7 protein-coding genes are annotated in these 15,829 nt (G+C 65.3%); 3 read left to right on the top strand and 4 right to left on the bottom strand.

All coding sequences use genetic code 11. The annotated features are described in order from the left end of the window. Positions 1–96: 96 nt before the first annotated feature. The 4 genes from FIV42_RS10015 to FIV42_RS10030 form a co-directional block, all read right to left on the bottom strand. Positions 97–1,383, bottom strand: coding sequence for a hypothetical protein (locus FIV42_RS10015; RefSeq protein ID WP_141197543.1), 1,287 nt, complete (start codon positions 1,381–1,383; stop codon positions 97–99). A 426-nt stretch (positions 1,384–1,809) separates the two neighbouring features. Beyond that, positions 1,810–2,772: a transposase gene (locus tag FIV42_RS10020; protein ID WP_141197544.1), complete on the bottom strand. Its 963-nt coding sequence runs from the start codon at positions 2,770–2,772 to the stop codon at positions 1,810–1,812. Positions 2,773–3,016: 244 nt separating this feature from the next. Next, positions 3,017–5,368: a penicillin-binding protein 1C gene (gene pbpC / locus FIV42_RS10025; RefSeq protein ID WP_222615427.1), complete on the bottom strand. Its 2,352-nt coding sequence runs from the start codon at positions 5,366–5,368 to the stop codon at positions 3,017–3,019. 141 nt (positions 5,369–5,509) lie between these two features. Further along, positions 5,510–11,239 (bottom strand): alpha-2-macroglobulin family protein, encoded by a 5,730-nt coding sequence (locus FIV42_RS10030; RefSeq protein WP_141197546.1) that lies wholly within the window; start codon positions 11,237–11,239, stop codon positions 5,510–5,512. A 376-nt stretch (positions 11,240–11,615) separates the two neighbouring features. Here FIV42_RS10030 and FIV42_RS10035 point away from each other — a divergent pair, with 376 nt between their 5' ends. The 3 genes from FIV42_RS10035 to rtcR are packed head-to-tail and all read left to right on the top strand — an operon-like array spanning position 11,616 to position 15,716. Further along, a complete protein-coding gene (locus tag FIV42_RS10035) occupies positions 11,616–13,001 on the top strand; it encodes an RtcB family protein (protein WP_141197547.1) in 1,386 nt (461 codons plus the stop codon). 3 nt (positions 13,002–13,004) lie between these two features. Continuing rightward, positions 13,005–14,069 carry an RNA 3'-terminal phosphate cyclase gene (gene rtcA / locus FIV42_RS10040; RefSeq protein WP_222615428.1) on the top strand — a complete coding sequence of 355 codons (1,065 nt, stop codon included), beginning with the start codon at positions 13,005–13,007 and terminating at the stop codon, positions 14,067–14,069. A 36-nt stretch (positions 14,070–14,105) separates the two neighbouring features. Then, positions 14,106–15,716, top strand: coding sequence for an RNA repair transcriptional activator RtcR (gene rtcR, locus FIV42_RS10045; protein WP_141197548.1), 1,611 nt, complete (start codon positions 14,106–14,108; stop codon positions 15,714–15,716). Positions 15,717–15,829 lie beyond the last annotated feature (113 nt).

Raw genomic sequence — 15,829 nt, forward strand, 5'->3', positions numbered from 1 at the left:
GCAGGTCGCAGTGGAACACATCAATTGGGCACTACAACCGGACCCTACACACTCGGTTCTAAATGTCCACCGGCGACAACGCCCACGGGCGTGCCACTACTGGGGGGTCTCCCACAACACGTTCAGGCTGCAGCGGTCGGTGTCGTCGCAGGTATAAAACGAGATGACCAGGTCGCCCGACTGGGCGATGGCGGTCGACACGCCGTAGGACGGGCCGTCGAAGACGGTCTCGACAGTCCAGGTGCCGGTGACGACATCGCGGCGCGCCACCCGAAGCTCGTCGTTGCCGTCGGGGTTGAACGCCACATACAGCGTGCCGTCGGTGCCCTCGATGATCGACGAGGGATGGCCGTAGGCGAGGCGCTCGCCGCGAAACAGCCGGGTCTCGCCGGTCAGGTCGAACATCGAGCCGCAGGTCACGAGCAGGTCGTCTTGGTAGTTGCCGCTCATGCACAGCCGGTAGTCGGCGGTGATGAAGAGCGAGTGGACAAAGGTGCTGGTGAGTTGCTCGAGTTCGACCGACTGCGGCCAGGCGTCGACCTCCTCGTCGTAGCGATACACGCCGTAGACGCCCGACTGCCCGCTCTGGTTGACCAGGTAGACGCTGTCGCCGTTGTCGGCGCGAAGCCCACGCTCCATGGCCGCCTGGGGGTTAGTCACCTCGAGCGGAGCTTTGCGGCGCCACTGGGGACGGCTGGCGGTGGTGTCGTAGGCGTAGAATTCGACGCGCTGGGCGTCTTGGGGGGCGAAGCTGACGAAGTAGCTCTTGCCGTCGTTGGTCACGTCGAAGCCGTCGTAGCGGGGGGTGCGGCTGCGGTCGACGGGGAAGGTGTGGAAGCGCCACGAGCCGTCGGGCTGGCGCATGGCGGCCTTGTAGGTGTCTTCGAGGGTGTCGGGAAAGACCACGATGGGCTTTTGGGGCTCGATGACGCTGACCCCGAAGATGCCCTCGTGGGCGCGGATGCGCTCGCCGGCCCACTCGCCGCCGACCGGCTTGTGGACGACCTTGAGGGTGGGGTTGTCGCAGCCGAGGGTGTTGCACTCGTGGTAGCCGAGCCACAGGGTGCCGTCGGGGTCGACGGCGAGGCTGGTGCGGTCGGTCAGCGCGTGGGTGCGCGAGACCGACTCGACGACCTCGGGCTGCCAGGGCTCGACGGGCGGGGCGTCGGGCTCGTCGGCCACGTCGACGGTGTCGACGAGGTCGGGCGGCGCGTCCCAGGCGTCGGCGATGTCGGGCTCGACGTCGGCGGTCACGTCGACGCCGGCGTCCTCGGGGAACTCCAGGTCGGACTGCAGATCCCACCCCGACTCGAATTCGTCGTGGCAGTTGCAGCCCGAAAGGGGGAGTACTGCGGCGATAGTCAACAGTATCAGTCGTCGCATGGTCATGGTGCCGAGTTAGGCGTGTGGTCCCCGAGAATATTCACCAACTGCAGAAAGCGTAGCGAAGATCCCCATTTCACGCCACTCGCACACGGGTGTCAGACACCGTGTTTTCGCCGCGCCCAACTGTGTCAGACACCATGTTTTTGCCCTTATTGAAACGGTGCCAGATACCGTGTTTACCCCGCAAAATGAGTGTGAGAGCGTGATCTCGCCTCGAAAGCACCCGCTATTTGCACAACATCGTGGCCAGAGCCTTGGCCTCGACTCACGCAACGACGGTCTGCGTTCGGCTCTCGGCGTCAGTGTCCGTCATTTTGGCAAAAATCGAGCCTCGAGGAGGCGATGAAGGCACACTTCGGCAGGCTCGCGACGCTTGAAGCGCGCGCAGGAAGGGAACGATGGCTGGTAGGGGTGGGGTTGGGTTCACGCCACCTTGGAAGGCGGCTCTCGGCGGATTCGGGTGCTCCCTCCCTCGCAAAACTGATGGCCTGGTGGAATGGTGCCGTCGGGGAAAGTCACCGACGATTTGCCTTTGCGCCATCGGTCGATCGCTGTTCGGTAGCGGTCGACGAGAGCACGATAGTCTGCGCGGTATTCGCCGAGCTTCTCGAGCTTACTGCCGAGACACAACGGACGAGGCGCCCTTTTCGGCTCGTTGGGACGATCTTCCCAGTCTCGAGCTAGGACCTTCTCACGCCCAATGCACTTGCCGACACGCTTCTTATCGAGCTCGTCGGCATGATCGTGGCACACTTCGACGATCTTTTTGTGGTACGCCTCGTCGTCGAGGTCTTGCCACTGGGGGAGCTTGGCCATGTCGAGGGTATATGTCTCGGTGGCCATCTGGATGAGCTCGGCTTCCGTCTTGTCTTCGTTCTTCTTTTTGCGTTTCTCGGCCCAGTACGTCTTGCGATTGACGACTTTCCCCACAAGCGGCTCGCCGCTCTTGTGGATATCCCAGGAGCAGAGTCCCGGCCACTTCATCGGGTGTTGGACCAAGTTCGACTCGCAAGGATTGCACACGATGTAGCGCAAACGTTCGAGCAGCATCTCGTCGTCGAGCACGCGTATTGCGGTGTAGCGGCGCTCCCAGAAGGTACCTTTACGACCGCGTAGCTTGTTGATCTTCTTGGCCAACTGGCTCTGGAAGTCGCGCATGAACAGGTGCATCTGCAGGGAGGGGCAGCGCGCCAGGATGTGGAAGTGGTTGGACATGAAGCAAAACGCGAAGATCTCGACACTGTAGCGCCAAGCCATCTTCGCCAGCAGCCCCAAGATGATGCGGTTGACCTGCTCTTCGGGTAGAAGCGCGTAAATCTGGTGCAACGTGCGATTGCCCAGCTCGTAGATGGCATCCTTCTCTTGATTTCGCAGCGGGTGTCCCATGTGTCTGTCTCCATCCGTGGTGAAGGTTCATCAACAGCCCTCATTACGGTTTTCGGCAGAAAGGGACGATTCGTTGCGTGATCGGGCAAAAATTCTTGCGGAGGCGGAGCGCACAGACATCCACGAGATCGCCCTCAGACGCGCATGAATACTCACCCACACGGTGTCTGACACCGTGTGGGTGGGCGGCGAGATCGTGGTCATTTTTCTGTTTGCCTGCATGCTTCGATCTGGTGCCCCACCACTAGCGCACCACCAATTTTCGGCGTGACGCCTGCCCGGCGGTGTTCATCACGACCAGCTCGTGCTCGCCCTGGGCGGGGGTCCACCACAAGGTGTCGTCACCGTCGACCTTGCCCAGAAACCGTCCGTTCACAAACCAGCTCAGCTGGCTCTGCGAGTTGGCGGCGTGTGCCTGCAGCAGGACCTTCTGACGCTCTTTCGGGATGCCGGGCATCAACACCAATGTCTGGCCCGGCGGCGGCGAGGCGATGGCCGGCGGGGCGGCCTCGCGGGCCGCACCGCAGTCGGAATGCATCGGCGGCGGTTCGCTCACATCACCCAGCCGCTCTTCCATCCAACGACGCACGTCAGGAGGAAGCTGCACAAAGGACCGCGTCTCGAACTCCCGCCCCTGCCGGCACCGCGGAGTGAGCGCGCGACCCGTCTCCAGGTCGACGTCGACCTCCACATGGTACGGGCACCGCTCGGTCGGTACCGAACGGGTGGGCAAGTACACTTCCTCAATATGCTCGCATGCTCCACTGGGTAGATGACCTGAAAAGGAGCATACTTCGACCTCGGTCATCACCTCGTTGGGCATCGGGTCATCCAGCCGCGTGGTGTCGTCGAGCGCCTCCAAGATGTCGAAGAACAGCGGCGCCGCGGCCTGCGAGCCCACAAGGTACGTGCTCGGGGAATTGGTCAAGTTGCCCATCCACACCACCGCTGTGTACCGACTGCTCGAACCGGCCGTCCACGCGTCCTTGTGGCCGCTGCTGGTGCCGGTCTTCCAGTGAATAGCCCCCGAGGTGCCCGTCCCACGCGCACGCCCCGGAAAGTCCGGTCGGTCGCGCCGACGTAGTGCTTGTCGAGTCAGCCATGCGGCACCAGAGCTGACGACGCCAGAATCGCGTTTCGCGGTGTCAGACACCGTGTTTTTTCTGCGCTCCGACACGGTGTCAAACACCGTGTGGGCCCCATTCTGTGCGGGCGTGGCGGCCTTTGCGAGCACGCGCAACTCCGTGGCGCGTGCATCGTTGGCCAGCGCCGCGTACAACTCGGCCACCTCCACCGGCGTGGCTTCCACGCCGCCCACCGCGATCGACAACCCCGTGTCGCCCGGCCGCGGGTTGAACCGACGCAGCCCCAGCGCGCGCAATGTACTCTGGAACCGGTCGACGCCGACCTCCCCCAGCAGGTTGACGAACGGCACGTTTAAAGAGCGCGCCAAGGCGTCGTCCATGCGCACCAGCCCCGAGTATTCGTAGTTGTAGTTCTCGGGGCTGTAGGTGCCGTAGGTCACCGGGATATCCGATTCGAGATGCTCCGGGGCGATCAACCCGTCGTCGATGCCTTGGGCATACAGAAAGGGCTTGAGCAGCGAGCCGGTCGACCGGGCCACGTCGAACCCGGCAATCTGGCCGCCGTGGCGCGCATCGCTAAAGTCGAAGTTGCCCACCAGCGCGCGAATCTCGCCGGTCTGATGCTCGGCGACGACCACCGCCGTATTGTGAATACCGTGGGTCTCGGCGACCGCCCGCCGCGCGTCGACGAGCTCCTCGACCGTTGCCTGCGCATACCGGTCCAGCGTCGTCTCGAAACGTCCCTCCTCGGGAGATCGAGCGCGCAGCCAAAACGCCAGGTGAGGAAGCCGCCGCGGCAATTGGGTCATCGCCACCGGCACCTCCTCGGCGGCCACCTGCGCGTACGCCTCCTCGACGCTCAGCCCACCGCCGCCCTTCCCCGCCGACAACGCCCCCTCCTCGAAGAGCTTCTTGGCGATGCGATTTCGCGTCTTCTCGAGCCGCTCGGCGTTCGCCTCCGACGGATGGTGCAAGGTCGGATTCTGCGGCACCGCCAACAACGTGGCGATCTGCGCGTCGGACATCACCTCGGCTGACTGCTCGAAGTAGGCCAACGACGCCGTCTCGATGCCCTCTCGGTTGCCCCCGTAGGGCACAAACCGAAGGTACGCCTCCAGAATCTCCTCTTTGGACATGTGCACCTCGAGTTGCATCGCGCGCAGCGCCTCGACCATCTTCGAGCCCAGCGTTCGCGGCCTGGGCTCGAGCAGGCGCACCAGCTGCATCGTGATCGTCGAGCCGCCCGAGACGACCTCCCCGTAGCGCACGTTCGACCACGCCGCGCGTACAATCGCGATGGGGTCGACGCCGGGATGGTGCCAGAAACGCTCGTCCTCGAGCGCGATCAGCGCCTCGACATACGCCGGGTCCACTCGGTCGAGCTCCACCGGGATGCGCTGCTTGTCGTCACCCGACAAGAGCACATGCGCCGTGCTGCCGTCGCGCCAGGTCACCACCATCGAGTCGCGCACCGAGAGCCGCTCCGGCAGGGGGACCAAATGGGCTGCCAAAACCCCCGCAAAAACCAGCAACATGAAAAGTGTCAGACACCATGTGAGGGCTCTCAGGAGCCGCTTTCGGCCCCATCTGGTCCATTTTGTCACCAACGTGCGCATCGCAGCCTCCTCCATTCTCCGACTCCATCCACCCGCTCAATCCACCAACCCAGACCACGGTCCTTTGACCGTAATGCTCTCCCGCTTCTTTCGCGCCCACACGTCGGCGTCGTACATCGACTCGGCGTGCACCGACGGCACGGTGAACTCCCCGGCGAGTGTGGCGCGCACCGGGTAGACCACCTGGGCCTCCTCGTAGCGGCTGAGGTTGCCGAAGATCGCAATCTTGGAGTCGCGCACGTCCATGTAGTCGCGGCTCCACGTGCGCTTGGAGTACAGCGCCCGAAGCGCCCTATGGTTCTTGTTGTGTCGCGGGTTCTGGATCTCCCAGCCGGCCGGCACGCGGTCGACCAGCGCGATATTTTGCTGCGACCTTCCCGACGTGTTTTTGACCGTCAGGCGCACGTAGGCCAAGTCGCCCAGCCGGTGGGCGCTCTTGTCGAGCGCCTGACCGTCCGTCCCCAAAAACTCACGCGAGACCTCCAGACCTTTGCCGCCGTACGAGACCGTCGGCTTTCGGCGCACGCCCTCGCTGCTGATCACCAGATACAACTCGCCCTTCTTGCGACCGTCGGTCTTCCGACCCTTCGACTGCACGTCGATTTCAAGCGAGCCGAAATCCGCCGCTCGCGCCAGCGACCAGCTCACTCCGTGGCTGTTATTGACCGCCGCGGGCACCTTTTTGCCGTCGGCCTTCAAAACGGCGCGCTTGATGCCGTTCGACCCGGTCTTCGACCATTTGCCGAGTCCGGTGACGCCCCAGGTGACCTCCTGGGTGTTGTAGCGACCGTAGCCGTGCTCGCTCAGCCCCCTGGCGACAGCCTTCATCAGCGGCTCGCCGGCCGCATCGTGGCCGAACAAGTCGACGAAAACGTTGAGCTGGAAGCCCTTTCGGCGAAGGTCGGAGTAGTAGCTTCGCCACGAGGTGCGCTCACCGCTGTCGGCGTCCAACCGCGGGCTCTTGAGGTCGTCCTCGTAGCGGCGGTCGCCGGCCAAGTACAACGCGGCCTTGAGCAGGTAGAGCTGCTCGGACTTCCAGCCGCGCGTCTTCGCCTCGTAGCGGTCGATCGCCCGCCGAATCGTTCCTTTATTAGCCCGGCCGGTCAGCGCGAGCACATACTGCGTATAGCCGTTCGCCCAGCGATAGTTCTTGTTGTCGACCTGATTTCGCAGCCACTCGAGCGCATCGTCGAGGCGCTCCTGGGGGATGTCGTAGCCTGCCTTTTTGGCGTCGAGCAGCGTGTGCGTGGCGATGGTCGTCCCCCACACATCCGGCCGACGCGCCCCGGGCCAGTAGCCGAATCCGCCCTGAGAGGTCTGCATCGACAAGAGTCGGTTGACCCCAGCTTCGACCCGCTCGTCGATCTGCTCTTTGGAGTAGGCGCCCTCCGGGTCGGCCGCGCGCATCAACTCGGACAAAAAGAGCATCGGCCGCGTCGACGAACTCGTCTGCTCGACGCATCCGTACGGGTAGCGCACCAAGTATTTGAGGTGGTCGAACGCTCGCCCGTACGGAATGTGGCTCACCCACAGAGTCGACCGCTCGGTGTGGCGCTCCCAGCCTTTCAAGTGCTTGGACAGGTCGGTCTTGCCATCCTCGAGCTTGATGCTCTGGATGAGGCGCTCGCGCGGCTGCTTCGGGTGGATGGGAAGTTGGGTCTGGTCCGTCGAGCGGATCCCCTCTCCCCTGGCAACGACCTTGAAACGCGCGCCTCCCGAACGCGCCCTCGTCTTCGCCTCGAACACGAAGGTGTGCGACTCACCATCGGCGACGGTCGCGCTCTTGGTGTCAGCCTTGAAGGCGACCGGGGCGAGCAGCTCGTCCAAGAAGGTGCTGCCGGGAAGTTCGATCGCCTCGGCGTCGATCGCGACCTCGACCTTCTGCGCCTTGCCGGTCGTGTTGGTCACAAAGACCGGAATCTGGACCGTGTCGCCGGCGGTCAAAAACCGCGGCGTGGTCGTCTGGATGGAGAGCGGGTCGCGCACTTTGACCGCCGTTTCGGTCGAGGCGACCTTCTTATTCGTCGCCGCGATCGCCATCACGCGCAGCTCGCCGCGGTAGTTGGGCACGTCGAACGCGATCGTCTTGCGCCCGCTCCGGGGCAATTTGACCAGCCCCGACCACAGCGCCACCGGCTTGACCGGCATGATGCGCCCGGTGTGATGCGAGCCGCCCTCACCCGAGCCGCCGCCGGGAGGCCCATTCTGTCCCGCCTCGGGCATCTGCACGTTCCAGCCGACGGTGTCGAAGGTCGTCACCCCCAGCGCCCGCTTGGCGATGAGTTGGTCGGTCAGATCCGGCGTCTCGTAGTTGTTGAGCGACAAGATGCCCTCGTCGACCGCCGCCACCGTCACATACATCGGCTCGCGCAGCTTGCCGGCGTCGACGACCACCTCCAGGCGACTGTTCGGCCGCACCTCTTTGGGCGCTGCCACCTCGAGCTTGTGCCGGTACGGGGAGCGATCGACGGCCAGCGACTTGGCCCCGAAAGCGCGCTCGGGCAAAAAGGCCATCTTCGAATCGAGGTGCGGATCTTTGATGAGAAAGACCGTCGCATAGGCGTTGGGCACCCGCTCGTCGAGGGTGAACGTCCAGGTATTTTCGCCCGGTTCGACCTCCTTCCAGTCGTGCTCGACCACCCGGTGGGTCTCCAGCGTCAGCAGCGCGCGGCCCTTGTACGGCGAGTTAAACCGAATGGTGTGGCGCTTTCCGACTTGAATCTCGTCGGGCCCCTCGATCTCGAGCTGGGTCGGATCTTCGACGCGCTCGGTGCGGCTGTTGTTGCGGCGAGAACGCCACCAAGACCAGTAGTAGCGCCGGTTCGTCTCGAGTTGCAGCGCCGTCTCGGCCTTGCCCGAGCGTGCCCGCACGGCGAACCCGTCGCGCACCTCGTGGGGCGTGATTTGCAGCTCGAATTTGCCGTCTTGGACGGCAACCTTCTTGGTCTCGGTGATCAGCGGCTGCCAGCGCGAGCGCCGGCTGTGGCTGCCCCGCGAGCGGTGGTAGTACCACGAGTAGTTGCGCAGCAGGTTGACGATCTCGAGTTCGACCTCGTCGGCCTCCTTGTACGGCTTGCCGTCGGGGGTGACCACCACGCCATTGATCGTCACCGGCTTGCCGTCCTCGACCTTCTGCACGTCCGCTTTCAGCCCGATATAGTAATGCGTCGGGTGGAACCAGGCGCTGGCCTGCTCGTCGGTCGTGCGACCGCTGCCGGCCTCGAAGACCGACGCCGTCGCCACGATCCGGCCTCCCGTCGAGCCGGCCACGTCGACTTCCGGGCAGTCGAGCGTGGCGATGTCGTCGTCGCCGATGGTGCCCACCGCTTTGCCCAGGTCGACGGCACGGTGGTCGGCATCCTCGAAGGCCGCCGGGCCGAATTTGTAGCCTTCGAAGCCGGCCGGCTGGAAGGTTTTGGGCTCGAGCCGGCACCGCAATTCGACGTTGCTCCCTTTGGCCGACGCGCCGAACAGGTAGCGCGCGTGCACCCCGAACTTGGCGTCATCTTCCGGATAGAACGCCTCCGACAGCGCCTCGACATCGACCTCCATACGCTCGGGGACGAACTCCTCGACGTAAAAGTCGTGCTGGGCGACACGCTTTTTGCCCACCAGCAGGCGCAAACGCCAGCGGCCGGTCGGGCTGATGTCCGACAACTGGTAATCGACCGCGATCACTCCGGCCTCGTTGGTCTCGACCACCCCCGACTCGGCGGTACGTCCTCGGGCGTCGAACAGCTCGTACTCGACGGGCAGGCCCTTTTTGGGGGCACGCTGGCCGTGGTTTCGGAGCACCCCGACCAGGTGGACTTCCTCGGCCGGCCGATACAGGTCGCGGTCGCCGTAGACCGCCGCGCGGTACGGCTTGGGCGACAGGTACGGCTCCCCGCCGGTGTCCGCCCCGGTCAACTGAGTCTCGAGTTCGCCGTACTTCAGGTAGGTGACGTCGTCGCCCTTCGAAGCGACGATCGCAAACGGCGCGTTCGGGTCGACGTCTTTCTTGGGCACGTCGAGCCGGCACGTGCCCTTGCGCCCCGTCTTGCAGCGCGCCATCACAAAGCCGCTCTGGCGGATAAGCTTGACGTCGACGCCGCGCTTGGGCCGGCTCGTGTGCATGTCGACCGCCCACACGAACACCTCGTCGCTCCACGACGCGTCGGGCTTTTTGGCGCTGCGTTTGGCCAACAAGTTGATGTCGGTCAAGAGGAGCCTGGCGGTGTCGCGCGAGTTCGAGTTCTTGTCGCGGATATGCACCTCGTAGACGCCCGGCTTGCGCTGGCCGACGAAGTCGCCGATGTCGACGAACAACGTCTCGACCACGTCCTGCTTGCCACGGGGCTCGAGGGTCGTCTTGCCCACCAGGTTCGAGGTGCGCGCGGTGGCCGACTCGCGATAGCCGCTCATCCAGAACACGAGGTTCTCGCGCGGAATGTGGCGCACCTCCACCTCGAGCTCGTCGACATTGCGGTGGCGAATCGCCAGGTTGTTCCAGGCCTCCGGCGGGATGTAGCGCCCCTCGCCGACCAGTTGGACGACCGACGAGCGCTTGCCGACGTCGTATTCACGCTCGACGACCTTGTCGAGCACACCGCCGTCGATCGTGCGCAGGCCCGGGCGCAGCCGAACGGTGTAGTTGTCGGGCTTGAAGTCGCCGCGAATCTGGAAGCCTGCGGCCGCCGGGGCGATGTCGAAGTCGACATTCGGCTCGATGTCGATATGACGTTTGGCCGAGTCGACGTCGGGGGTACACCGCTGGCTGACCCGGTAGTCGCGATAGCCGATGACGTTTCGGAAGTAGACGTCACCGCCCGCGACCGCCGCGTCGTCGCAAATGACATAGATATAATACCCGTCGACGCCTTCTTCGAGGGCGACGTTTTCCACCTGGACGCGCTCGCCGAAGGCCACCGACTTGTGCTCGTTGGCCGCCGGCGCTCGGATGGAGTGCGCCTCGTCGAACGGAAGCCCGCCGGCCAGCGCCAACTCGACCGACGCGTAACCCTTCTCTTTCATGAACGCGCTGGCCGTGATCGTCGCGCGCACCACGTGCGGCTTGTCGCCGCGGGCGTAGCTGACGTTGTAGGCGACCGTGCCGTTGACCCGCCAGTTGGCGTATTTGTCGACGGTCTTCGGGTCGACCGGTGCCGAGAAGAGCAGGTCGACCTGGGCTTGGCTTTTGTCGGTGACCGCCACCGGCGTCATCATGCGCACGAGCTCGAATTTGGGCAGCTCGTAGGTATGCGACCACGCCTTCCGGGGCTCGAGGCGCGTCACCGCGACCTCTTCTTCGCCCGCGTCGTTCTTGGTGGTGCGCTCGACGCCGATGGACTCGATGGTCACCTTGTAGGCGTCGCCTGGCTCGAGCTTGTCGCTGGGTCGAAAGACCAGCCGGTCGCGCTTGTCGAAGGTCCAGCGCCCGGCGAGCGTGGGCTCGATGGCGATTTCGGTCTCGCCGTTGAGCTCGCGGCCGGTGCGCGCGACGATGTCGTGACTGAACTCGACGACGAAGGCACGCGGCAACACCTCTTCAGGGCCGTCGGTGCGAAAGTCAGCCTCGAGCGTCGCCGCCGTGGGCAGCTTCGATGCAGCAACTTTGTCGACCACCTCGTCGAGCTCACCGGCCTCCTCGACCACTTCGTCCGAGCTCGCCGACGCCTCGCCGTCCGCCTCCGCGTCGTACTCCACACAGCCACTCGGCGACACCGCCAGAAGGGTCGCCAAGAGCACCCAAGTCGCCGCGCGCACCATCATCACCTTGCCATCCATCGCACCATCTCCATTCCGTTAGGGTTCGCGTTCTATCCTTCGACGCTACCCAAGGTACGGAGTGGTTGTTGTGCGCGTTTGGCCCGCGGGTTGCGCTTTACGGGCGAAAATGTGCAGAGGATGTGCAGAGAGGGCGATCGCACGGTGTCTGACACCGTGCTCGGCACGCACTCCTACGCCGCCACGACACTCTGGAAAGACGCGCCAAACTCGCCTATAAATCTAGCGAACACTTAGAATACCCTCTAATCACGAGTCTCCCCTCCCCCTGTCAGCGCCCCTCTTAAGCCGGGTTGGCGACCTGGCACGCATCTTGGAATAGGTCTCTGCGACGTTGCCGCAACAATCCGCAACTAGAACGAACAAGGAGAGAACGATGCGAGGCAGCGAATTGAAGCAGATGGGCTACCCCGAGGGGAACACGACCACCCTGGCGCTGAACCTGGTGGGCAAGGCCTGCGAGTCGGGCTGGGACGTCGACGACGTGCGCGACGTGCTCGAGAAGCTCGTCGAGGAGCCGGGCGAGTACGCCGAACACGAGATCTTCGGCGAGCTCGCCGAGGCGATCGGTGAGCGCGTGCTCTTCCGTGAGCGCGACGAGCCGGCGCCCTGGAAGCAGTGGGGCTCGGATCTCGACCCGGCCGCCATCGGCCAGCTCGAGAACGCCTGCCGTTTGCCCGTGTCCGTCGCCGGCGCGCTCATGCCCGACGCCCACCGCGGCTACGGGCTGCCCATCGGGGGCGTGCTCGCCACCGAGGGGGCGGTGATTCCCTACGCCGTTGGCGTCGACATCGCCTGCCGTATGAAGATGACCGTCTTCGACGCGCCGCCCTCGGCGCTCGAGCACGACAAGGAGCACTTGTCGAAGATCATCGAGGACGAGACGCGCTTTGGTATCGGCGCCTACTTCGACAAGCCCCACGACCACGAGGTCATGGACCGCGACTGGGGCGTCTCGCCGGTGACGCGTCGGCTCAAGGAGAAGGCGCGCTACCAGCTCGGCTCGAGCGGCTCGGGCAACCACTTCGCCGAGTGGGGTGTGTTGACGCTCGCCGACGACGCTCTGGGCGTCAAAAAGGGCCAGTACCTGGCGCTGTTGACCCACAGCGGCAGCCGCGGGGTGGGCGCGTCGGTGGCGAACCACTACTCGAAGCTCGCCCGCGAGTGGCACCCCGAGCTGCCCAAGGAGCTGCAGCACCTGGCGTGGCTCGAGCTCGACAGTGAGCTCGGCCAGGAGTACTGGGCGGCGATGAGCCTCATGGGTGAGTACGCCGCGGCGAACCACGCGGTCATGCACCGCGAGATCGTCGAGGCGTTGGGCGCCGAGGTGGTGGCCGACGTCGAGAACCACCATAACTTCGCCTGGAAGGAGGAGCACGACGGCCGCGAGGTGGTCGTGCACCGCAAGGGCGCCACGCCCGCGGGCAAAGGCGTGCTCGGGGTCATCCCCGGGTCGATGGCCGAGCCGGGCTTCGTGGTCCGCGGCAAGGGCGAGGCGACCTCGCTCGAGAGCGCCGCGCACGGCGCCGGGCGCGTGATGTCGCGTCGTCAGGCCAAGCGTGAGATCTCTTGGAAGGACGTGCAGGCCGAGCTCGACGCGTCGGGCGTGACCCTGCTGTCGGCCGACCTGGACGAAGCGCCCGACGTCTACAAGGACATCGAATCGGTGATGAGCCACCAGGACGACCTGGTCGAGATCGTCGCGCGCTTCGACCCCAAGATTGTGAAGATGGCGCCTCCTGGTGAGCCGCCGGAGGATTGAGGAATGACTGAGATGCTCACGATAGATGGATCGTTTGGCGAGGGCGGAGGGCAAATCCTCCGCAGCTCGCTGTCACTAGCCATGATCACCCAGACGCCGTTTCGGATCGAAAATATCCGCGCGCGGCGACGCAAACCGGGGCTGATGCGCCAGCACCTGACCGCCGTGAAGGCGGCGGCGCGGGTGAGCAACGCCCACGTCGAGGGCGCCGAGCTCGGCTCGACCGAGCTCGTCTTCGAGCCGGGGCCTATTTGCCCGGGCCACTACGAGTTCGCCGTGGGCACCGCCGGCAGCACGATGTTGGTGCTGCAGACGGTGCTGCCCGCCCTGCTCCTGCTTACCGAGTCAGGCGGCGAGTCAGGCGGCGAGTCGGGCGGCGAGCCGAGCGAAGTCTCCGTCGAAGGCGGCACACACAACATGAACGCGCCGGTCTTCGAGTTTTTGGACCGCGCGTTCCGCCCGCAGATGCAGGCGCTCGGCGCCGAGGTCTCGTTCGGGCTGGAGCAACACGGGTTCTACCCGGCAGGCGGCGGGCGCGTTCGCGCCACGATCAACCGCGGCTTCGACCCGTCGGCGAGCCTCGAGCTCGTCGAGCGCGGCCGGCTCGAATCGGTGGAGGCGACCGCGCTCTTGGCGCATCTGCCCGCGCATATCGCCGAGCGCGAGTTCGCCGCCCTCGCCGAGGCGCTCGACGTGCCGGTCGACGAGACGCGAACGGTCACGCTCGAGGAGTCGCGCTCCCCTGGCAACACGCTCATCGTCGACGTGGCGAGCGAGAACGTCACCGAGGTCTTCACCGGCATCGGCCGCAAGGGCGTGCGCGCCGAAGAGGTCGGCGAAGAGACCGCCCGCGCCGTCAACGCCTACCTGGCCGGCGGCGCGCCGGTCGGCCCCTATTTGGCCGACCAGTTGCTCTTGCCGATGACGATCACCTCCGGCGGCGTCTTTCGCACGAGCGAGTGCACGCCGCATACGGCGACCCAGCTCGCGCTCATCCCGCGCTTTGTCGACGTCGGATTCGAGCGCATCGACGACGAGCACGGCACCTTGATTCGTGTGGAGAAGTAGATTCGTGTGGAGAAGTAGGTTCGTGTGGAGAAGTAGATGACCCGACGTAAGACCGTCATGATCGGCATGGTCGGGGTCCAGCTCGACTCGGGCGTGGGCCCCGGCCGCTGGGAGCGTTGGCGACCGACCGTCAACGCGTGCAGGTACCCCGACCTCATCGTCGACCGCTTCGAGCTGTTGCACGAGCGAGATTACACCGCGCTCGCCGAGACCCTCGCCGACGACATCGTGTCGGTCTCGCCCCAGACCGAGGTGCGCCGACACGTCTTCGACGTCGACGACCCGTGGGACTTCGAGCAGGTCTTCGGCCAATTGCACGACTTCTCGAAGTCGTACGCGTTCGACCTCGACCGCGAGGACTACCTGCTGCACATGACCACGGGCACCCACGTCCACCAGATCTGCATGTTCCTGCTGGCCGAATCGCGCCACCTGCCCGCCCGCCTCCTGCAGAGCTCTCCGCCCCCCAAAAAACGCCGCACCGAGCCGGGCACCTACCGGGTGATCGACCTCGACCTGTCCAAATACGACCAGCTCGCCGCGCGCTTCGAGAGCGAGCACGCCGCCGCGATGAGCCTGCTCAAGGCGGGCATCCAGACGCGCGACGCCGACTTCAACGCGCTCATCGAGCGCATCGAGCGCGTCGCGCTGGCCTCGACCGCGCCGATTTTGCTCACCGGCCCCACCGGCGCCGGCAAGACGATGCTCGCCCGGCGCATCTTCGAGCTTGCCCACAGCCGCAAGATGGTCACCGGCGACTTTGTCGAGGTCAACTGCGCCACCCTGCGCGGCGACGGCGCCATGTCGGCGCTCTTCGGCCACCGCCGCGGCGCGTTCACCGGCGCCATCGAGGCGCGCGAAGGCCTGCTCAAGCGGGCCGACGGCGGCGTCATCTTTCTCGACGAGATCGGCGAGCTCGGCGCCGACGAGCAGGCGATGCTCCTGCGCGCGCTCGAATCGGGTCGCTTCCTGCCCGTGGGCGCCGACACGGAGGTCGAGAGCGACTTCCAGCTCATCGCCGGCAGCAACCGCGACCTCGACGCCGCCGTGCGCGACGGCGACTTTCGCGAGGACCTGCTCGCCCGCATCAACCTGTGGCATTTTCGCCTGCCCGCCCTCGCCGAGCGCCCCGCCGACATCGCGCCCAACGTCGACTTCGAGCTGGCCGAGTACACCCGCAAGAGCGGCCGCAAGGTGAGCTTCAACCGCGCCGCCCGCGAGCGTTTCCTGCAATTTGCGACCTCGCCGGCGGCGACCTGGCGCGGCAACTTCCGCGACCTGAACGCCTCCATCACCCGCATGGCCACGCTCGCCCCGGGCGGACGCATCGACGAGGCGACGGTGGAGGACGAGATCGCGCGCCTGCAGCGCGCCTGGCAGGGGCGTGCGCAAGAAGGCGATAAGGAGAAGTTCCTGCGTAGGCTGATGGGCGAGGAGGCGTTCGCCGAACTCGACCGCTTCGATCGCGTCCAGCTCGCCGACGTGGTGCACGTGTGCAGGGAGTGTCAGACGTTGTCAGAGGCCGGAAGGCGGCTCTTCGCGGTGTCGCGCGAGCAGAAGAAGTCGAACAACGACGCCGATCGGCCGTCGAAATACCTCGCGCGCTTCGGCTTGCGCTTTTCCGACATCAAGGCGTTGAGGCGCTGAAGCGCCACGACACGTGCGCCGGCCATGCTCCGCTCGTAGAGCAACTGTATTCATCAAAAAACCCGCACTCAACCCCAAAAAGGCTTGAATCTCGATCCAAAAGGCTTAAAACT

The organism is Persicimonas caeni, from assembly GCF_006517175.1.
GTDB classification, from domain to species: Bacteria; Myxococcota_A; Bradymonadia; order Bradymonadales; family Bradymonadaceae; genus Persicimonas; species Persicimonas caeni.

Coding starts and splice junctions, on each gene's coding strand:
- FIV42_RS10035 (WP_141197547.1), top strand. CDS start 11,616: ATGCGAGGCAGCGAATTGAAGCAGATGGGCTACCCCGAGGGGAACACG.
- FIV42_RS10015 (WP_141197543.1), bottom strand. CDS start 1,383: ATGCGACGACTGATACTGTTGACTATCGCCGCAGTACTCCCCCTTTCG.
- FIV42_RS10030 (WP_141197546.1), bottom strand. CDS start 11,239: ATGGATGGCAAGGTGATGATGGTGCGCGCGGCGACTTGGGTGCTCTTG.
- rtcR (WP_141197548.1), top strand. CDS start 14,106: ATGACCCGACGTAAGACCGTCATGATCGGCATGGTCGGGGTCCAGCTC.
- FIV42_RS10020 (WP_141197544.1), bottom strand. CDS start 2,772: ATGGGACACCCGCTGCGAAATCAAGAGAAGGATGCCATCTACGAGCTG.
- rtcA (WP_222615428.1), top strand. CDS start 13,005: ATGACTGAGATGCTCACGATAGATGGATCGTTTGGCGAGGGCGGAGGG.